The organism is Pseudomonas fjordensis, assembly GCF_976987115.1.
This window is the reverse complement of record NZ_OZ336860.1, coordinates 3,488,840-3,508,220: the sequence shown is the minus strand read 5'-3', so window position 1 is coordinate 3,508,220 and position 19,381 is coordinate 3,488,840. Positions and strand designations below refer to the sequence as shown.

Here is a 19,381-nt window from a genome sequence, read left to right as displayed (position 1 = left end):
ACATTACTTCGGCAGGTAAGAGCCGCCGAAGGTGCGTTGATTCGGGATGGTGACGTGTGTTGCAACAGCCTTGCTAAGAGCCGCTGACATAGGGCGGCTATGGTGTCCTTCGTAAGCCGGTGTGCAAGTGAATTCGTCGCTGTTGTTCAGAAAAGCTTTGGCAGTATCGACCGAAGTTGCATCGCCGCTAATGGCGAATGCCAAACCTCTGTCAGTCAGTATCCAGAAGTATCGGAATTGACCTAGGCCACGTGTCTTGCCTTTGATTACGTTGCGAAGTTGTTGCACTGTACGTTTGATGGCGTATTCATTCGCTACAAGGTAGCCAATGAAGTAGTTTGTTCTGTCGCCTAGAATGCCCTGGGCGTAGGCGATAGTTTGATTGTTAATCATCATTGAATAAGTCTCCTAGAAAATGGGGGAGAGAGTGAAAGAGGGTTGGCCCTTGAAAGTGTCAGCACGAATAGTGGCTAAGGAAAATAAATTCCATTCGTTCTGACGCTTTCTCAAAGGCTTCTGTTTGGGATTGCAAAGCCGCTTCTAGTTCAAGAGTGCGAAGTGTTCCTAAGAGCCTGCATAGGCCGCGTTAAGCAACTGGGTTAGCAGAAGTGCCATTACCCGGTGTGACGCCTGTATGCTTGTGTGTAGAAAAAGGAATGCCATTGAAAGTAGCTTGACCTGTCATCGTGTAGTTTCCCTTCCACGTAGTGTTAGGAACGTCGATAGACATTGAAGCGCCTTTGAGAGCAATCGAGTTTGTAGCTGTTAGGTTAATGTCCTTGGCGTTCACGTTCACTTGAAATTCTGTGTTCAACGTAATCTCGCCAGATGTAGCTAGACGCACTTCACATTCGTTGCCGCCAATGTTCGCCACCACAACTACGTCTTGGACGTTGTGAGGGTATTTGCGAGCGGAAACCCTGTTAGAGCTTGTGCCAAACGGGAATAGTCCGGGGATAGCGATAGCGTCTTGTAGATCATTCTTGCGAGAGTCATTAGGTGTTGTTGGTCTGCCAGCGCCTAGCTTGAAGTTATCCATTGAGCGTTGAGCGAACACGAGTAGCACAGTGTCACCAACTTCAACAGGAAAGCTTACAAGAGCTTTCTTACTTCCCGGCATGATCAATGGAACACTCAAAATGTCCGGGAATTCATCCGCTGTGCCGTCTGTGTAAAGGTCATTAATGATTGGTTGAACGTTAACGCTCAAGGTTTCAAGGTTGTTAACGCCAGTGATTCTAGCGGGGAGGGCGGTGAAGCCAGCCGCTAGCTTTTGTTCAATCATGCTATGCACATGATCATCTTGAGAAAACATTCTCATTAAACTAGTTCCTCCGCTGTAATTTCAGAACAGAAACAATCTACATACCAACTGTCTCCACGGTAATTGCCTGCAAACTGAGCAGTATTGATTCTAAAGAAACCTGAAATATCAGGATCTTCAATCTTGACGATTGCTCCGGGCAATAGATCTGGGTTCAAAAAAGCTGTGAAATGTACGCCACGTTTGCGGGTCTTGTCTTTTGGGAGTTTCTTTCCTTCGGCAGATGTGAAGTAGGGAACATCAAGCAAGCCAGTGTTTTCATTCAGCACGATAGCGTTTAGTGTGTTCTTGCTTGAAGGCATATTCTTACCAGTTACGTTAAGTACACCGCCGCTAATGTTCCATTCTAGGTCATTCGCTTTACACAAACGCGTCAGCTGTTCTTTGGGCGTGCCATGCAGGGACATACCGTTAGTAACTGGCCTTTGCAAACCGTCACCACGATAGCTTCCCTTGGTTACATCGCCATCCATTGCTGTACGGATAAACTCAATACAGTCTTCAACCTTTTTGCCAGCGGAGATAATGCCTTTTACTCTCTTATGATTCAGTGCTGAATACGCCTCACCAACTTTGAAAGTAGTCACACGATCAGCACCAATCTTGCGAGTGGACATTTCAATCACATTGCCTTTGACCATCAATCGAGGGCCGTTAGACACATAACCAACACTCAAGGTGAGTTCTGTAAAGTCTCCATCAACGAGTTTTAGATGTTCGCGTGATACGTTGTAAACTGCAATCTCACCGCTGTTAGGGGTTCTTGCATTGTCAGAGTCGCGGGTGAAAGAGAAGACAAGTTGACTGCCGTATGTGAACAATCCTGTTTCTGGATTAGTCCCGTCACTGCGAAGTAGAATCCCATTACCTGTCTTATGGTTGCCAATTGTTAGTTCGTATACACGTTCTTTTAGGGTCATGGGTTAACACCTTCATTGCCTGTTCGCTGTGGCTCTTTAGGCGCTGGCAGGGCTCCACTCTTTGGTCCTTGAGCATTAACACGTTGAGAAGCTGACTGATGGGAAAGGTCAGTGGGTGCACTATTAGGTGCGTCGTCACTCACTTTGCTACGCTTGGTAGCAATGCCTTGCTTACGGCCTTTATTCTTAATCCGTACTTTGATCTGTTTTGTCTCCGCATATCTTACCTGTTCGATTTCCATAACTGGGAACAGAGCCTGAGCATCCCCACCGTCAGCATTCTCAGAGAAAGACAATCCAGTTAACACGCAATGTTCCCAACTACGTTTGATCAAGCTTGCATCAAAATCAACTACTGTGAATTCTTCTTTCTCTTGCATGATCGTCACAAGGTCCATACGTACAGCGGCTGCTGCCTTAACCTTTGGTTGCTCTGTCACTACTACTTCCGGAATCTCTGTGGTTGTGTATTGTGCAATAGAGTCAGGTAGATACTTCTTAAATGTATTTGTATTGCTGTTGATAGAGACAGGGCTGTTCGTCGGGGTATTGTTCACGTACTGTTTGTCAGGTGCAGGGAAGTATGCATCTGCTTGTTGAAGTCCAGCGGTAGCCAGGCTAGAGTTGTAGTCAGACATTTGTGGGCGGTTGTAGTTGAAGTCTGCGTCTGACAGGATTCCGCGTAGGGTGAAACGTGGGTTGTCTTTAATGATGTGGTCAGTAACGAATGCACCAGAGCCAATAGGGTGTTTGGTTGTAGTCGCTGTTAGCACTTCGTCAAATCCTTCAATGGCGTCAAACCAAAGAATGTCACCGTTCTTACGGCGGATAGCGATAGTCATTATGAGTGTTCCTTATTGTAGCGAGCTGTAGAGAGCGGGCATGTTTGTACGGATGTACTCGCGGGCACGTTTGCCGCGAGCTTCGTTCTGTGCTGTTTGGGCAGCTTGAGCCATTGCCAAGCGTTGTTGACGCTGTTGTTCAGCACGTTGAATCTGTTGTTGTTCGATGTGCTGAGCTTGTTGAAGCATCATTGCCAAACCATTAGCTGATTGGCAGCTTTGGTTAAAGCGTTCTTGTAGATCCCGTGCAGTGTGTGGCACGAAAGATCATTGAAGTGATCAATCATTACAGCGTTCATAAATGAGTTTCCTTATAGAGAGGGAGTACAGGATTAGCGAGGTTGCTTAGCACGGTAGGCTTTCAGACGGCATGCCTCAGAACACCAAATAGTACGGGGCGAGAATGTGTTGAATGATTTGTTACATTGCTTACAACTGCATAGACGGGCACGAGTGCGGCGAATAGCCATAGAAATAGCTCCTTGAGTATCTAGGTGAGAGTGAATGTTTGGAGTTGTACGGGTTGCTGAAACAGGTATGAAAAAGGGCCGTCACATACTGGCCCTTGTATGAATGCTTAGCGATGTGTTTGGGTAGCTGATTGCTCAGGCGAGCACAGCGAAACACAGACTAGGCGCCTGTGTCATAGAAGAGGGAAGCCAATCTATGAAGCCGATTGGAAGGCTGTAACACGGAGAAAGGAAGCGTCTCAAAATTTCCTTAGTTTACATTATAAGTATAAACTAAATTCTGTAAAAAGCAATGCCTTAGAGTAACTTTATACGCATTAAGTGTGCAAGTGGTGCAGGGATGCAGGCTAGTGTTCGTAGCGGGGTTAACAGAATGGAAGCATGGTTTGTTGTGAGGTCTTATGGTTGCGGATGGGGCTAACGTGAATTTACAGCGTAGCTAGGCAGTGAACATCAAGTTGGCTAAGCTGACAGCGGGTTGCATAATTGCCGCATCCATCATACGAGGAAGCTTTCTATGGATAGAGATCTAAAAGAAGTAACCGCCGACGCATTGGAGCTAATCGTTCTCAATCAGCACGCACTCAGCGCCGCAATTGAAGAACTAAATAATTGGGTTAGAGATAGGGGGGCGTTGGTTGTTCATGAAAATGTCATTGGTGCGCTAGAGACTCTTGACACAAGCAACGAGGGGATTTTTAACTTGATCCGGGTGTTGCGTGAATAGGTTCAGATCGCGGCAGCGGGATGTACCGCAGTAGGGAGGGAGAGTGCAGGGCCAATACTAACCCCAGTCACCACAACGGCGGACAGCTCAACACTCCTTGTCCCGCTACACCTTCCCGGCTGTGGGGCGATTGTAATACGTCCCACTTGTTGACGTTTAGAACCATGCTATGGCGTGAAATTTGTCAGCTCAAACAGGGGTTTCGCCCTTTAAAACCGGGCACTTAAGGGCGGAGGGCTGGTGAAGAAAGCCCCCTATGGGGCGTCTCTAATACTCTTCTTACCGGCAAACAAAACCCCGCGTAGCACGGAGGCTAAGCGGGGATCGTTTAGAGAGTGGATTAAAATGGGATCTGACTGTAGTACTCGTGGCACTCCAAAGGAATGATGTTTCCACGGCTATCAACAATCAATTCAACTTCTTGCACAGCGGCAGCGGCTGGAGTGTCTAGGAGGGTTTTGTAAGCAGCCATAGACATGTCGGTAGCTTGTGCCCAGCCGTGAACGTAAGTGATGTGTTTGTACAGAGTGTTTTCAGCAATCAGCATTTGAAGAGTATCGCCCATAACTTCAATCGACTTACCGTGCAGCACGTCGAACAGCATTTGTGCATGATGCTGGGTAAATAGACTGTGACCGGCTTGTGTGGTCAAAGCATCTTCAAAAGCGCAAGCGTAAACTCCTAGTTCAGGACGAACTAGGGAAAGGCGGGAGAGTTCACGAGACATAACGTGTTCAACACGAGCAGCTTCACAAAGCATGAAACTGGATTCTTTACCAGTCATCAGCGTTTTGACTGCTTGCAGTTGTTTAGTCTTCATGTCTTCCAGTGCGTCTAGATCTGGAAGGGCCGCAACGTGTTCAGCGTTGGATTCGTCGTAATGGTTAACAATCCATTGTGTTAGCTGGCAACGTTGAGTAGGTTTGATCTTGCACGCCCTGATTGTCTCAAGAACAACTGTCTTACCAAGGAAGGCTAGAACGCGTTGAACCACAGACGACTCCTTTTCATTTTCTTTGTCTACAGCGTGCTTTGTGTTGAGAGTTGCACGAGAGATAGACATGCCGTGTCCGAAGTGTTTAGTTCCGTGGGCACGGTTGAGAGATTTAGGCGCGGAGACAAGGTTATCAGCGAACAGCAAACCTAGAGTGTTCACGCCGCTGACTGGGGAGATGTGGGATAGCTCATAGTCGTTACGGTCGCCGTAGCCGTTGTAACGCATGTTTGCTTTGTAGAGAGAGTGGAGAGCAGAGAGGGATTCAACTGTGTGACCACGTAGAATTTCCAATGTACCAGCACGAGAGCATTCACGAGCTAGGTAGTAGAAGAAAGCACATTTCATTGCTTTCTCAAGAGGATCTTTACGGCGGGAAACTGCTAGAGCTTTGTCCTTGCAGGTACGTGAGCAGTAGATCTTATCTTTGATTGTTGTGGTGAATCGCACTTTGCAGTGTTTGCAAGTAGGACGACGTGGAGCGGATTTCTTAGTGGCTATTTGGGTTTGTTTGGTCATGCTGAATAGCTCCTTCTAGGATGGCTGGGGAAGTTGTGTTTTGTGTGGTGCGGCAAGTGCTGGAGCAGAAAGGCTGTAGCTTGCGAGAGAGGAAAGAGATTCCACAAACCTTGCAAGTACAAGTCTTAGAAGCGCCACCACGAGTAGAAAAGCGGGTCATAGAAATACCTCCATTCGGGATGGTGTTTTGGGGTGTTTGGTTTGGATGTAGCAGAAGGTGTAGCGAGTGAAGCGGGGGGAGGTTGTAACGAAAGCAGAAAATGTTTATCTTCTACTCATGTATATATTACCACGAGAACCAAGTTTGTCAATACTTAGAGGGGGTATTTATTTGACATTTATTCTAAAAGATGAAAGAGAATTGCTGGTAGCCTAAAGTATCCCACGCTAACCGACCTTCATTGTTCAATCATAGTATTGTAGGTAACTTTCGTTTGGTGGGTTGCGTGGGATATAACAGCCTTAACACTTGGCTCTCTTGAAGCCTTTCGTTGTTCATACTGTTCACGTGGTTTAGGGCGTGTAGCCTCTTGTACTGGCAGTAGTTCAGGATCTTCTACAGCACCGCTAAGAGCCTCTACAAGCTGCATTGCTGCATCTGTTCTAGCTTGGAGTGGGATAGCACTGGCATAGTTTTTAAGTGCTGCCAGAACGCATCTCAAGAGGTCGTGAGGATCATAAAATGCGTCGGGATTCATCAGCTCATTGTTTCTCGTGCATCGGGTTTAAGGGTTAGGCCCAATTGGTACTTAAACATGCAATCTGTGTTACAGAACATTCCTGCATAGTTTCGTGCCCCCAGCAGGCGGCGACAGTGTTGGCATACTTTTGTTTTCATGTTGTCTTGTCCTTATGGCGTGCGGTGTGAGCCTTACGGCTTTGTGTCTTTAAGGGTTGTCACGATCAGCCGGGGAGGCGTCAAGGTGATCAGTCTTTGGTGTTAGATGTGGTTTGTTTACACTCGTTGTGCTGTTGTCTGTTCGGCTCGCTGTTCCATAGTTTGGTGCCTCGACTTTCACATTCACGTTTCCAATCTCATAGCGAGAGTTGTCATTGATCGTGTGGGACTCGACTTTACCAATCTTGATTTGAGCTTTACTGACTTCGTTCAACACCTTCATAGTGTCTTCTTGGTATCTTTGCTGGCGTTGTTGAGTGATTAGAAGCACCTGATTCATCTTGAAATCAGTCTCTTGTCTAACATCTTCAATTCCGCTCATCTGGCACGAATGCAAGGCAAAGATTAGAAAGATAACAACCAACAAACCAAAGTGATTGCACAGCCAGCGTTTCACGGCTGACACTGTTGGCAAACTCGGCATTGTTCATGTTCCTTCTTTGTGGCGAGGGTTGTATTGAGAGTGTCTGTAAGGCGATTACAGAGCGTTTGAAGCCGGAGAGACTGACAAGCGGGGGTTAGCCTCTCTTTGCACCGTACAAGCGGTTATGCTCGCTTCTTGCGACGTGGAGCGACCGCCTGAGCATTCACAGCACTTCCTGAATAGGAGCGTTTGCCTGGGATTGGGCGGTACATCATTTCAATGGTTTGCATGTAAGCCTTGAAGCGGATCGCACCACCACCAACATGCAAGCATTCAGCACGCGTGAAATGTAGGCTGTGATCTAGGAGGCGATTGGCGATTACTTCCATCACCTGCTTATCACCTGAGAAACCTACCACTATTCCAATGGACGTATTCAGCCAGAAGTAGTGGAATTTGTATGCTGTACCGCCAAAACGAATCTTAATGACTTTCTTGAGGTCGTACATGATTGCAGAAATGTTTGTGCATCCTACCAAGCGATAGGTGGCGTATTTGTCTAGAGCGGGATCAGCTACCGTATTAACGTAGTCTGTGATTGGTCTAATTGGTTTAGACAATTGTGTGTCTCCTTGTATTCATCTTTTGTTTGGATCAAAAGAAGGGCTTAGAGCGTTAACCCTAAGCCCTCCTTGAAATGTTTATGCTGTACGGCGGATTGTGTCGCGGATGGCAAGGGCAATCATTCGTTCAGCTTGTTCACGCGTGATTAGCTCGCTAGGATCTGTGTTAAGCGATGGCATGAAACCAGCTCCTTTATTTTCCGTCACGAGTGCGTCAGCTACCGCTGAAACATCTCTGATTGCTTTGTAGGTTGTGTTGGAATGAGAAACTGTGTTCACTGGTTATCCTTATTGTAGAGCTTCGATTGTTTGAGTTGCGAATTGCACCGTAGACTCTAGGAGTTCAAGTAAATCGTCTCGCTGTGCTGCGACTGTTTCCAGTTCCTCTGCGAGTAGGCTTACTTGATCAGCCAGTTCTTTAACACTTGCAAGCAACGTTAGTTCTAGTTCAGTGTATATTGGCATTATTAACCCTCTGCGGTGTAGATGTAGTAAAGCTTGAAGAACTGAGGCATAACTGTTGGCTCTAGCGTCAGCTTTGTTCCAGTTGCTACGTTCACTGGCATCAATTCAAAGTGTCCAGTTAGGCCATAGGTTTCTAGGTGGAAGTCTTCAAGCATTGGGAACTGAGCTACCAGGGCGTGACCTAATACGATTGGCGTTTGATCTTCTTGGCGAATATCCATATGCCATTGGCTAGCACGGTTAGACCAGTGGAAGCGGAACTGCAACGAAACTGTTTGAAGAGATAGGCTGTAGCGGTAATCTTCTTCTTCATACAGTGGGAGTTCAACAAGGATTGTACTCATTTGGCTTTCTCCACGATAAGGTTAGTGATCTGGCCTTGTGTGGCACGAATGTCACGGCTAAAGCCTTGGGCTTCTGCTAGATCGCGTAGAGCGTCCATTTGAATTTCTTCGTTGTATCTGTATTCTTTAAGAATCTGTTGGAAGTCTTCATCATTCTGAATTCTTGCCATTGCTTCGCGTGTTTGGCGTTCTACTACGGCTGTATGTTTCACTTGTCATTTTCCTTATAGAGAGTGTGTAGGGTTCTTGTGAGCCCTTACAGAGTATCGCTTTGATTAACGCATGCCACGGGCGGCACGAATGTCTTTTTCGATTCTTGCACGTTGAGCAGCAGCGGCATTAGCAACCGCTACACGTTCTTCTTCAATCTGGGCAGCAATAGCAGACTCAATTTCAAGAGCGATTGCTTTCTCAGCCTCGGCAGCAAAGCGAGCTTTCAAATCAGCTTCGGCTTTTGCACGAATCACTTCTAGTTCTTCGACTTGTACAGTCTCGGGTTTTTCAAAGAAAACTTCAAAAGAGTGAGTGGCATATTGATCGCGGAGTATGTTAGAAGGCAATGCAGAGAGTTTGTAGCCTTGGGCAATGTAGTCAGAGTATTGCGTGAATACGCTGTTTTGATTGCCGTTAGCTTCAAGAAACACTTTCACGATTGCACCCTTGAAGTGTTTGCGCGGGTAAATACCTCTGTCACTAGGGGCTTGGTTAAGATCCTCTGCGAAGCCCTCAACGGCAGCACTGTACTCAAGTGCGGCTAGATCTTTGGCTTCTTGGATTTGTTGTTTGGTTGGAGCGGATTGGATGGTCATTGATTTGTTTCCTTGTATTAGAGAGTGGGGTTTTGAAAGAGATTAAATAGATGAATGCAGCGGCTGAAAAGAAAATAGCCATTAGCAAATATCCTCATAGAGTTCTGCGTAGGCATCTTTCTCTGCTTCGCCAGCTAGAAGCATGTCGAGGTAGTTAGCTTCGATTAGTTTTGCTACATCGAGTCTTTGCACGTAGGTTGCTAGTTTGTTGAGGGCTGACTGATCCATTATTCAGTGCCTCGAAAAACAGACACTACAGACGGCAATCCGAAAGCAATCAAACCTAGCGAGGTGGCACAGACCACCATTAGCACGAATGTAAGCATGTTATTTATTTCCTATTGAGAGAGTGTGCCGTGTGAGTACGGCGGGTATTGCGAAAGCGTACGGGTAGAGAATGCAGATAAAGAAAAAGCCGATTTCTCGGCCTATTCTATCCACTCTCTATTGGATTTGTTTTAAACTGACTCTGCCGTGTTCGGGGGCATGTTTAGAGATTAGTTCCGGTTATGATCCACTCGACCGGGGCGAGCTTCGAAATGCCTCTTGCAAGGAACCACCCTTGAGACACTGGATCTATCTGTTTAAGCCACACTACAGATTAAAGCGATGAGGATAAAAACAGCTGATTCAAGGCTGAAATTATTGGCTTAGTGGAAACTCTGAATTAGTGCCCTGTTGCGACCACACTACAGGGCAAGTGCTTGAAAAAGGATTCTACGGCAGACGCTAAGCGTAGTCCCAAGGTCTTTCAGCTCGACAATTGCACTCGTAGAACAGAATTAGGAGCCTAGTTTTCTGTCACGTTACTAGGGGAACGTTGGAGGTGGCTTGAGCAAACCAGACAGAAGGAGTAACACTAAGAGAGAAGCCCAGCATTACAAATAAGATGGTTTAAGCAGAATAATTTATTTCCGCCGTACTACATCTAAATTATAGCACGGGTCTGAACTTTGTCAAGACTTTCAGGGGCAATTGCAAGGCATTTATTCAAATAAATCTACACTTTCGATAGGCGGGTTTTGTAACTTTTCTATTTGAATTGAGTTCTATAGGCTTCACCTGCCTTTCATTTACATTGCCACAACTTTCAGAAAGGCAGTCTGCCACCTTGTCTCTGGTATAATCTGTATTTTTGGGGTGATGGGGCATTCACGGATATGAAGAAGCATTGGACAAAGCTGTTGGCCTTAGCGGTTGCCGCATGCGCTTTGGTGGGGCAGTCGGTTATCGGGTACGTCACTGAGAATGGGCAACTGCCACCTTGGATGCCGGAGAAGCTAGGCGGGATGGCAAGCTGGCTTTCAACTGACCTAGGTATCCCTTATTGGTCTATCGTCTTGGTTCTCGTATGCGGAGGCGGTTTAGGTGTCATGTTTGTGAAGTACCGTTCCAGTGCGGCTCATAAATTGAATGCCCGTCTAGCCTCCACGCTAGCAACGCTAGCGGATAGTGAGCAGCGTTACCGCTCAGCTCAGGTTGAGAACGCTCGCCTAAAGTCTTCGTGTGAGGAATTAACACGTTTGCTTGAAAAGGCCCAGGCTCCAGCGGAAGTGGAGGTGTCAGCTATCGGATTTGATGTGATGAAGATAATGGCAAAATATACGGATGCAGAAGTCAGACCTACATTGGGTGTTTTTGCCTCTGCCTTAGGCATAGGGAATGTAGAAGCTGGCGCCGCTATTGATGATCTTCTTGAGCAGGGATTTCTAGGCAAGATTGCGAATGTACGTGGAGTGTTCTACCGGTTTACACCAGCTGGCCGTGCGTATTATTTAAAGCATAGGTGATGGTGGGTTTTATGAGTCAGCATCCATGGAAGCACTCAATTGTGGACGTATACGCCAACAACTATGGCAACGTGGTGCAGGACTATTTAGAGCTGGTTGTTCAGCCTTCTCTACTCGCTCTACGGCGTCGACGTGATGAATTGATTGACCGCACTGATATAGACGATTTTATAAAGTCACTTCATGCCTTCGACCATTTCGTACTGGAGCAAAGGGCAGCTATGACTTTTTGCCTTGGCATCCAGTCGTTGTGGGAGCAGCAAATACGGACATACGTCACTGGGTGCGTGCGACAGTTCTTCACTCCCACTGTGCCAAATGAACAGGCGCCTGATTTGATTGGAAAGGAGATTGAGAAAGCAGAGAAAACCCTATGGGGTGAGGATTTCAAAAAGCTTTTCTTAAAAGTTCGGGGGCTAGAGCTTTCACAATTCCAATCGTACCTCCAGCTCGACCTGCTTATGCTTTTAGGTAACGTGTGTCGTCATGGTGAGGGTAAGGCTGCTCGTACGCTTCGTAAGCGGAATCCAGAGCTTTGGCCTGATTCTCAGCCGTTGTTTGAAGAGCATTTCGGTGTACGTCCGGTGACTGACATTCGACTTTCTTTTGAGCTGCTTCGCTCGCTGGTGGATGCGGTAGTGTTGTTCTGGCGGGACTTAGAGCGTCACGTCTTGCGAACCTTTATGACTGTCGATGAAGCAGAGGCCCGATTGTCCAACAAAATTCGTGACTGACACGAAGCTGCATTATAATCGCGTATACGTTGGCGCTTACTTCGTGAAGATCATGTCGTAAATCAACGCCGAGTTCCAGGCAACCTGCAGATGCCCCGGGCCTTTGTTCAGGCCGGCGAGCATGTCCACCCAGCGCTCGTATTCAGGTTTCCAGCGCCCGCCGTAATAGGTGCTGCGCTCATAGCTGCGTACACCGTCGGCGCTCAGCTTCAGCTCGCGCTGATACCACTGGTCGACGCTCTGGTAAGGCACGCCCAAGGCTTTCCAGTCTTCCAGGCCGATGGGGTTCACCAGCCCAAGCTGTTCGGTTTGCTGGGGGTACATCAGCGCATAGCGCGTGGCGAGCATGCCGCCGGTGGAATGGCCGATCACCGTGGCCTTTTGAATGCCGAGCTTTTCCAGCAGTTGATGGGTGTTGGTCGCCAGTTGCTGAAAGCTGTACTGGTAATGGTCGGGCTTGCTGGAGGAGCAAAAACCTATCTGGTCCGGGGCGATGACGCGGTAACCGGCGTCACTCAGCGCCTTGATCGAACCTTCCCAGGTGGCACCGCAGAAGTTCTTGCCGTGCATCAGCACCACGCTGCGACCGTTGGGAGTGCCGGTTGCGGGGACGTCCATGTAGCCCATTTGCAGGGATTTGCCTTGGGATTGGAAGCTGAAATGTTGGAGAGGGTGAGGGTATTGGAAGCCTTGGAGTTCAGGGCCGTAGACGCGTCCTTCGCTGGAGGCGAACACGTAGGAGGCGCTGAGGCTCAGTAGGGTAGCGATGGATAGGGCGCGGACTGAAGTCATGGGCGGGGTTCCGAATGGAGTAATCGGATGCTGTCGGGAGGGGATTAAGTGAAAATTAACATCTAGCAGCAGGGCTGTGGACGGGCAAGTCGTTGGCGTCCGCTTTGAGGCGTAACTGCTTTAACGCTCCCGGAATTTATCGGGGCTAGGGACGAACCCATAAATAGAATAGATTCGTCCCTTTTCATCACTCCGGCTAATCTTCGTATTTAAACTGGTCTATAGCTACCGCATTAAAAGTATTGCTGGGAACATTGGCGAACCATGCCGTTACCCCCGAGGCCAGATTGGTCGTCCAAAAGAACTCAATCCCAAATTCTTCACGCTGACGTGAGCGCGACCAATAGTAATTATTTGCCATTGGCCAACGACCAGCATACTGCTCTTGCATTAACTTTTGTTGCTCAAGATAAGGCAATGACATGTTTCTATCAACGGCACTGTTAAACATTTGATCGAACGTTCCCGAGCCATTGTTGTAAACCCAGATCACGTTTTCAATCGAGGCAGTAACTGTCCTGACCTGTGGCGGACTTGACGAGTCGGTAATGCTGATAATCGCTACCCCATTACCCCGTGTTGAGACCGCTCCATTTGCATCGACAGCGGCCACATTACTTTTACTGGACGAGAAACGATAGGGCGCGGTGCCGCCTGATACGTTCACTTGTGTCGTATTGCGTGACGTGCTGGTAGCGACAATGTTGGGGTAATCTCCCAACCTATACATATACGAACTGTGCCTGATTCTGTCTGGCCAGACGATAAGTGTATTACCGAGAGCAAGGGTGTATTGGGTGCTGGGGAAAGCCACTGCACGGCTTTTGTCGTTAATGCGGTTATAAGCCGCCCAGAATTTGACCGTGATCTGGCTGTTATTCGGCACCCTGGCCAACCAACTACGCAGCACTGCTTGATCTTTCAATCCATTCGCAGCCTCCGTGGCGTTAATCGCCTTGCCCTCGAACACGGTTAAATCTTCAATTCCCTCAGCGCTCAACACCATCCACGTCAGTTGATCTTCATCGCTCAAAGGCCATTTACTTACTGACCCCTTGGCGTCGCCAGCAAAACTCGCCAGGTCCAGCGTGCCTCCGTCGATGACATTGTTGACGAGTGGCTGCGGTAAGTCTGCCGCAGGAATTGCATTGACCCAAACCGTCTGCACCTGCGACGCAATCGGATCAGGCACGCCTGTGCGCGCCACGGAATATGTCAGGCATACCGTACTGTATACGCTGCGATGCAAGACTTTATCAGCGGTGAGATTGAACACCACGGTGCCGCCATCCAGCCCAGGCAGACCAGCCGAATGACTGCTGCCGTCGGCAAAAGTCCATACAAGCGTGATGAAATCTTGGCCACTCATACCGGTATACCGTACGGTCACCGTCGTATTGTGTTCAATTGGCAGCGGGTCGACTGTCACATTCGGCCCGGTATCGGTGGTGCCATTGATAAAGGGGTGCGGCAAAACTCCTGATAGTGCCTGAATGGTGTACGTGCGTTGACGGAAGTGCACTGCATTGGTTTTGTTGGTACTACGATCAAAACTGGCCCAGAAATCGATGGTCAGCGTCGATCCATCCTTGAGCCTGCGCAGATCCGGCGGCGTGGGAGGCATGATGCCCAGACTCTCGCCCTCAGGCGTTACTAAATTCTCGCTGTACGTATCCTCACGGTAAGGCATGTCATCGCTGTAGATACCTTTATATGTCATCCATATCCGCTGAAAACGGTGAATGAAGAGCCAGATATTGATCAGGGTGCGCTCCTGGCCAGTGAGCTGGGAAACCACCAGTACCGGGCTATCATGCCCTTCGATGGTGGGGGTCGGTAGCGTGGTCAGGGGCAGTAACAGCAGATCCAGTATGGGCGACGGTATTCTCCGTGTGCCGCGCAGCACAAAGTACTGCACGGTAATCAAGCGACCTTCGGAAAGAATGTTAGCGCCTACCACTTCGCTCGGTACGTCAAAGTGCAACGTTCTTGAGGTGTTGCCATTCTGAGTGTCTTCATAAGTGCCGATGCCCGGTGTGCCACTGAACACTGCCATGACCCGGTCGCTGGGCGACATGGTCAGGAACGATACTTCAATCGTCGCTCCGGTTGTTGCGGCCTCCGGTCTTAGTTGGTCTGGGTATCGCGAGGCTTCAAGCACTTCCGGCCTTGGCAGTACACCTATTGCTTTACCGACTGTCACGTCAAGTGTTTCAGAGCGCAGTGGTTGGTTACCGCGTATGAGGGAATAGCTAAAGCGAATGGTGCCGTTGTTATTCAAGTCGACATACTTTCGAGCTACCGCAAACGAAATCTCTCCTGCTACAACGACGTTAATTGTGCCGCCTGTGCTGCCATCTACACCAGAGCCAACCCAGCGCCACACCACAGTGTCACCTGGTATAAAGGCATAGGGCAGAGTGGCATTGACCTGGAAAATTACATCGGTCGGATCGAGGTTGCCATTTTCATCTACGCCTTCAATCTGCGGCGCAGGCAGGTCGGCGCTACGTTCGCCTATTTCTACTATCAGGTGCTCGGATTCACGCACCGTCAGCACACCGGCGTCCTGTACCGTGGTCACACCATCATTGACACGATAAAAGACGTCGATCGGCCCGAGCCCGTCAAACTGTAAGAAATCTTTAGGGGACACAATCCGAAATTTTGTGGGCGGTGGAGGGTCACCCGCCTGCTGGGTTTGTTCATAAAACACCAGGCCGCCGCCGGGTTGGTGGGCCTCAAAGCGCAAGGTGACGTGATAGTTCGGATTGTAAGGTGTGAAGACCGGGAAGTTGACTTTGAGGTAGGGCTCGGTCGGATCAATCAAGCCGCCCTCGTTTTCCTCGATTTCAACCGCAGGCATGTTGGAAACAGTACCGAAAACTGTGACAGTCAGACCTGCGGAATAGCCAATCTCAGTGCCCAGCGGGAATTGCAGTTTGTAGGAAATTCTCATCGAACCGTTGATCAGGTCTTCGAGGATGCTGTTCTCGACGGTGGTATAGGCCGAACGCCCGGGCCGGGCGGCAAACGCTGGCAGTGTGACGGTGACTTTCGTTTTATCTGCGCGTGTGCCCTCGATGGTGGCTACGATCTGAGCGCCTGCTGGCGTTGTGGCGCCATTGGAGAGTCGTGTGGGCACAATCACTTCGAGTTCGAAGTGACTCTGTGCGTACTGATCGAAATCGACGTCATTACGATCAATGTCTGCGCCATCCACCAAGAAGTGGGGGCGCATGAATGCGTTTGGATCCAGGTTACTTTTCAGGTTTACGACCTGAGACCACTGCCGCACTTCCCCTGAGAAGTTCAGCACCAAGTCATAGATCCGGAATCGGATACTCAGCAGGCCGCTACCGCCCAAGGTGATGACATCCGGCTTGACAAACACCTCGATAGGCTTGAGCCCCTCAGCCTGATCCGCGTCCAACGACAGCTCCACCAAATGGCCGTTCCAATACAACTCGATGGTGTCACCTACATATGCTTCGGGGTAGTGATCAATGGTAATGAGCACACCCTCTTTTGCGCGGACGCTGTCGAGCTCGGCATTTGGGTCACTCAGGTCCTCTGGCAGGTGAAGGATCAGCGCCGAATGGTAGGGGAGGCCTGGGTCCTGATCCACGCCTCCTGGCCGGGTATCTTTCAAGAACCAGGTTTCTTCCTGCGATGTGATTTCAGTGCCAGACCCGCTACGCCTGACCAGGCCATAGCAGGGGAACACCCTACCTAACGGTACATGCTCGCGTAGTACCGACAGTTGGTAGCGTGGCTGCGTTTCCTGGCCAGCAAAAATTTCCCCCCAGGCGACCGGAAAACGCCGGTCTCCCATATACCATTCGTAAGTATCGCCGACTCGCTTCTGGGTCCAGCTCTCGAAGGTAATCAACAAACGGTTTTCGAGGCTGCGTATACCAACCCCTACATCAGCAAGGAGTTCGGGAAGGGGGCGTACCGTGTTGTCGTTGTAGGGCGGCGGCTCCAGGCCTATGATGCGTGGTGGGTGCAGGATGGGTGGACTGTCTGAGCGTTTATCGGACATGGGGGTGACCCTTCAGGCTGATTTGAGAAAACGTGCCAAACAGGGTCAGCAAATATGAGAAGGTGATAACCGTCTAGCTGTGAGAAATGACAGTGGCGACGGGCGGTCAACTACCGAGTAATGAGCGCCAGCACGCCATAACGCACGCCCTTGGCCAGAGTCACCAGCAGCAAAAACCGCCACCACGGCTCACGCATCACCCCAGCCACCAATGTCAGCGGGTCACCAATAATCGGCACCCAACTGAGCAACAACGTCCAGTGCCCCCAGCGCGCGTAATGGCCGCGAGCCTTGTCCAGCTGCCTGGTGCTGACCGGGAACCAGCGTCGCTCTTTGAAGCGTTCCACCGAGCGGCCCAGCAGCCAATTGACTACCGAGCCCAGCACGTTGCCCAAAGTCGCTATGCCCAGCAGCAGCCACAGGTTGTAATGCCCGCTGAGCAGCAGGCCCACCAACACGGCTTCCGATTGCAGGGGCAATAACGTCGCCGCGCCAAATGCCGCGGCGAACAGCCCCAGGTAACCCATCAACACCGGTCAGTGAGCCGGGTAGTCCGCTACCACCACGTCTTTGCCCTCACGGGTAAGGCCTATGACTTGATAGGCCTCGCTGCGTCCATCCACTTCCATGCCTGGCGAGCCCAAGGGCATGCCCGGTGCGGCAAGGCCCAGCAGGTCGTCGCGCTTGCGCAGAGCCAGGACCTGTTCGGCGGGCACGTGGCCTTCGACGAATTTGCCGTCGATGACCGCTGTGTGGCACGAGCCAAGGCGTGGCGCGACACCCAGGCGTTGTTTCACCGCGCTCATGTCGGCTTCAACGTGGTCGTTGACCTTGAATCCGTTGCTTTCCAAATGGCTGATCCATTTTTTGCAGCAGCCGCAGTTGGCGTCGCGGTGGACGTCGATGGGGATCAGCTCGGCGGCCTGGGCCAGGGTGGTGGTGAACAAGGCACTGAGCAGGGCCAGTCGCAATGGGGTTTTCATCGTGGGTCTCACTCAAGGCGCGGCAATAAGCCGGGCATTCTCCCTGCTTTTGCGGGCGTGTTTGCATTGTGACGCCGTTGTAATGTTTCTAAATTATACGAAGCCCTGGTTTTCCAGCCTTTGCTTGAGCCTGTCCAATGCAATCGCCGATAACGTGACCATGCGCTCATGCAAAGACGCCAGTTGCAGTTCGGTCTCGTAAGTCAGCACCCGCTTGAACAGCGTGCCTCGCTGATGAGCGCGCAAGAAATAATGGATGGAACCGTCAACCGCCAGGGAGGTGAACACGGTCTTGAATTCGCTGGGGCGGCGGGCGATTTGTACGCGGTAACTCATGGGGACGCGTATGCCCAGCAGGTCGATGATTTCGGTAAAGCGCGTGCCGACCGGCAATGAACCGGTGGTGCCGGTGTCGGCGCTGAGGGAGGTGGGGTGCCACTCGTGCCAGCGGTCGGGCTGGGTGACATAGTCATAAACCGCGTCGATCGGCGCCTGGATGAAGCGCTCCTGACTGATCTGCTCCAAGCGGACCGAATGCTCAGTCGCGTGCATGACACACCTCCTGTGTGGCGGTTTTTACACTAGGAGCTGTGAGAATAGTCTGACTCCTGCGCTTTGCACGGGAGTCGGCAGGCCGTTCATCAATCCCGCTCAGAACGGCCCGCACAAAGGTTTTCAGCAGGCGCTAGATATCCAGCATGGCCAGCACTTCCTTGGGGTAACGCAGGCCTGCGGCTGCATCGGGAGGGAAAATCGCATCCAGGGCAGCCAGTTCTTGCGCGCTGAGGGAAATCGACAGCGCCTCCACATTCTCTTGCAGATAAGAACGCCGCTTGGTGCCGGGAATCGGGATGATGTAATCGCCTTGGGCCAATACCCAGGCCAGCGCCAGTTGTCCGGCCGTCACACCTTTGTCTGCCGCCAGGGCCTTGACCTGTTCGACCAGCTGCAGGTTTTTCGCAAAGTTCTCGCCCTGAAAGCGCGGGCTGAAGCGCCGGTAATCATCAGCACCGAAATCATCCGGACTTTTCAGCGCGCCGGTTAGAAAGCCACGGCCCAACGGGCTGTACGGCACAAACGCGATGCCTAGGCGTTGGCAGGTGGCGAGGCAGCCGTTGTCTTGCTGGTCACGGCTCCACAGCGAATATTCACTTTGCAGGGCGCTGATAGGATGGACCTTATGCGCTCGTTCCAGGGTAACGGCAGACGCCTCGCTCAGGCCCAGATAGCGAACTTTGCCCTGTTTCACCAAGTCGGCCATGGCGCCGACGGTTTCTTCGATGGCCACGTCCGGGTCGATACGGTGCTGGTAGTACAGGTCCAGCGTATCCACCCCAAGGCGTTGCAAGGTGCCGTCGATGGCGTTGCGAATATAGTCGGGCCGGCCATTCACGCCGCGTACTACGGGGTTGGCGGGGTCGCGCACGATCCCGAATTTGCTGGCCAGGAAGACCTGGTCCCGCTTGCCAACGATGGCCTTGCCGATCAATTGCTCATTGGTGTGCGGGCCGTACATGTCAGCGGTGTCGAGAAAGTTGACGCCCAACTCTAAGGCGCGGTGCAAGGTTGCAGTGGCCTCGGTGGTGTCGGTGCCGGGCGTGTAGAAATCGGTCATGCCCATGCAGCCAAGGCCAATGGCAGACACATGCGGGCCGTTTTTACCGAGTTGTCGAGTGTGCATAGGGGCGCTCCTTGTGATGAGGGCCCATTGTTGCCCTTGAAAAAATGCAGATAAACC

The 19,381-nt window shown here is 50.6% G+C and carries 21 protein-coding genes and 1 pseudogene; 3 read left to right on the top strand and 19 right to left on the bottom strand.

The genetic code is table 11. The features are described 5' to 3' along the window. Positions 1–3 precede the first annotated feature (3 nt). The 5 genes from ACWHXD_RS15675 to ACWHXD_RS15655 all read right to left on the bottom strand — a co-directional run bounded on the left by ACWHXD_RS15675 (position 4) and on the right by ACWHXD_RS15655 (position 3,278). On the bottom strand, positions 4–396 hold the full coding sequence (locus ACWHXD_RS15675) for a hypothetical protein (protein WP_499084215.1): 393 nt from the start codon (positions 394–396) through the stop codon (positions 4–6). Positions 397–586: 190 nt separating this feature from the next. Beyond that, complete coding sequence (locus tag ACWHXD_RS15670; protein ID WP_499084214.1) at positions 587–1,321, bottom strand: Gp138 family membrane-puncturing spike protein; 735 nt, start codon at positions 1,319–1,321, stop codon at positions 587–589. Continuing rightward, positions 1,321–2,244, bottom strand: coding sequence for a hypothetical protein (locus ACWHXD_RS15665; protein ID WP_197881322.1), 924 nt, complete (start codon positions 2,242–2,244; stop codon positions 1,321–1,323). The genes ACWHXD_RS15670 and ACWHXD_RS15665 overlap by 1 nt, the downstream gene beginning before the upstream one ends. After that, positions 2,241–3,086 (bottom strand): phage baseplate protein, encoded by an 846-nt coding sequence (locus ACWHXD_RS15660; RefSeq protein WP_499084213.1) that lies wholly within the window; start codon positions 3,084–3,086, stop codon positions 2,241–2,243. The genes ACWHXD_RS15665 and ACWHXD_RS15660 overlap by 4 nt, the downstream gene beginning before the upstream one ends. Before the next feature lie 12 nt (positions 3,087–3,098). Then, entirely contained in the window at positions 3,099–3,278 is a 180-nt protein-coding gene (locus ACWHXD_RS15655) for a hypothetical protein (protein WP_499084212.1), read from the bottom strand. Between the two features lie 795 nt (positions 3,279–4,073). Here ACWHXD_RS15655 and ACWHXD_RS15650 point away from each other — a divergent pair. Further along, positions 4,074–4,283 carry a hypothetical protein gene (locus ACWHXD_RS15650; RefSeq protein WP_499084210.1) on the top strand — a complete coding sequence of 70 codons (210 nt, stop codon included), beginning with the start codon at positions 4,074–4,076 and terminating at the stop codon, positions 4,281–4,283. Between the two features lie 340 nt (positions 4,284–4,623). Here ACWHXD_RS15650 and ACWHXD_RS15645 read toward each other — a convergent pair whose 3' ends face one another. The 8 genes from ACWHXD_RS15645 to ACWHXD_RS15610 all read right to left on the bottom strand — a co-directional run bounded on the left by ACWHXD_RS15645 (position 4,624) and on the right by ACWHXD_RS15610 (position 9,527). Then, positions 4,624–5,796, bottom strand: coding sequence for a hypothetical protein (locus ACWHXD_RS15645; RefSeq protein ID WP_499084208.1), 1,173 nt, complete (start codon positions 5,794–5,796; stop codon positions 4,624–4,626). 887 nt (positions 5,797–6,683) lie between these two features. Further along, positions 6,684–7,118: a hypothetical protein gene (locus ACWHXD_RS15640; RefSeq protein WP_499084207.1), complete on the bottom strand. Its 435-nt coding sequence runs from the start codon at positions 7,116–7,118 to the stop codon at positions 6,684–6,686. A 122-nt stretch (positions 7,119–7,240) separates the two neighbouring features. Beyond that, a complete protein-coding gene (locus ACWHXD_RS15635; protein WP_197883778.1) occupies positions 7,241–7,678 on the bottom strand; it encodes a hypothetical protein in 438 nt (145 codons plus the stop codon). Positions 7,679–7,759: 81 nt separating this feature from the next. Next, entirely contained in the window at positions 7,760–7,960 is a 201-nt protein-coding gene (locus tag ACWHXD_RS15630; RefSeq protein ID WP_197883780.1) for a hypothetical protein, read from the bottom strand. 188 nt (positions 7,961–8,148) lie between these two features. Next, complete coding sequence (locus ACWHXD_RS15625; protein WP_197883782.1) at positions 8,149–8,490, bottom strand: phage baseplate plug family protein; 342 nt, start codon at positions 8,488–8,490, stop codon at positions 8,149–8,151. Continuing rightward, a complete protein-coding gene (locus ACWHXD_RS15620; protein WP_499084204.1) occupies positions 8,487–8,702 on the bottom strand; it encodes a hypothetical protein in 216 nt (71 codons plus the stop codon). The genes ACWHXD_RS15625 and ACWHXD_RS15620 overlap by 4 nt, the downstream gene beginning before the upstream one ends. Before the next feature lie 63 nt (positions 8,703–8,765). Next, the gene (locus ACWHXD_RS15615; RefSeq protein WP_197883786.1) at positions 8,766–9,299 is read right to left on the bottom strand and encodes a hypothetical protein; all 534 of its coding nucleotides are present in this window, start codon (positions 9,297–9,299) and stop codon (positions 8,766–8,768) included. 81 nt (positions 9,300–9,380) lie between these two features. Next, a complete protein-coding gene (locus tag ACWHXD_RS15610; RefSeq protein ID WP_499084202.1) occupies positions 9,381–9,527 on the bottom strand; it encodes a hypothetical protein in 147 nt (48 codons plus the stop codon). A gap of 932 nt (positions 9,528–10,459) precedes the next feature. On the opposite strand from ACWHXD_RS15610, the gene ACWHXD_RS15605 reads away from it, so the two are divergent. Together ACWHXD_RS15605 and ACWHXD_RS15600 are read left to right on the top strand one after the other, a co-directional pair. Next, entirely contained in the window at positions 10,460–11,089 is a 630-nt protein-coding gene (locus ACWHXD_RS15605; protein ID WP_138762817.1) for a hypothetical protein, read from the top strand. Between the two features lie 11 nt (positions 11,090–11,100). After that, entirely contained in the window at positions 11,101–11,823 is a 723-nt protein-coding gene (locus tag ACWHXD_RS15600) for a hypothetical protein (RefSeq protein ID WP_499084200.1), read from the top strand. Positions 11,824–11,862: 39 nt separating this feature from the next. Here ACWHXD_RS15600 and ACWHXD_RS15595 read toward each other — a convergent pair. From ACWHXD_RS15595 to ACWHXD_RS15570, 6 genes and pseudogenes are all read right to left on the bottom strand, one after another. Further along, a pseudogene (locus tag ACWHXD_RS15595) lies at positions 11,863–12,615 on the bottom strand (alpha/beta fold hydrolase); the annotation flags it as partial. A gap of 196 nt (positions 12,616–12,811) precedes the next feature. After that, a complete protein-coding gene (locus ACWHXD_RS15590; RefSeq protein ID WP_138762815.1) occupies positions 12,812–16,660 on the bottom strand; it encodes an immunoglobulin-like domain-containing protein in 3,849 nt (1,282 codons plus the stop codon). A gap of 110 nt (positions 16,661–16,770) precedes the next feature. Continuing rightward, the gene (locus ACWHXD_RS15585) at positions 16,771–17,193 is read right to left on the bottom strand and encodes a YqaA family protein (RefSeq protein ID WP_032897096.1); all 423 of its coding nucleotides are present in this window, start codon (positions 17,191–17,193) and stop codon (positions 16,771–16,773) included. Positions 17,194–17,196: 3 nt separating this feature from the next. Continuing rightward, entirely contained in the window at positions 17,197–17,643 is a 447-nt protein-coding gene (locus ACWHXD_RS15580; protein WP_032897098.1) for a DUF411 domain-containing protein, read from the bottom strand. Positions 17,644–17,736: 93 nt separating this feature from the next. Continuing rightward, the gene (locus ACWHXD_RS15575) at positions 17,737–18,195 is read right to left on the bottom strand and encodes an SRPBCC family protein (protein ID WP_138762814.1); all 459 of its coding nucleotides are present in this window, start codon (positions 18,193–18,195) and stop codon (positions 17,737–17,739) included. A 133-nt stretch (positions 18,196–18,328) separates the two neighbouring features. Further along, a complete protein-coding gene (locus tag ACWHXD_RS15570) occupies positions 18,329–19,324 on the bottom strand; it encodes an aldo/keto reductase (protein WP_138762813.1) in 996 nt (331 codons plus the stop codon). Between the last annotated feature and the right edge of the window lie 57 nt (positions 19,325–19,381).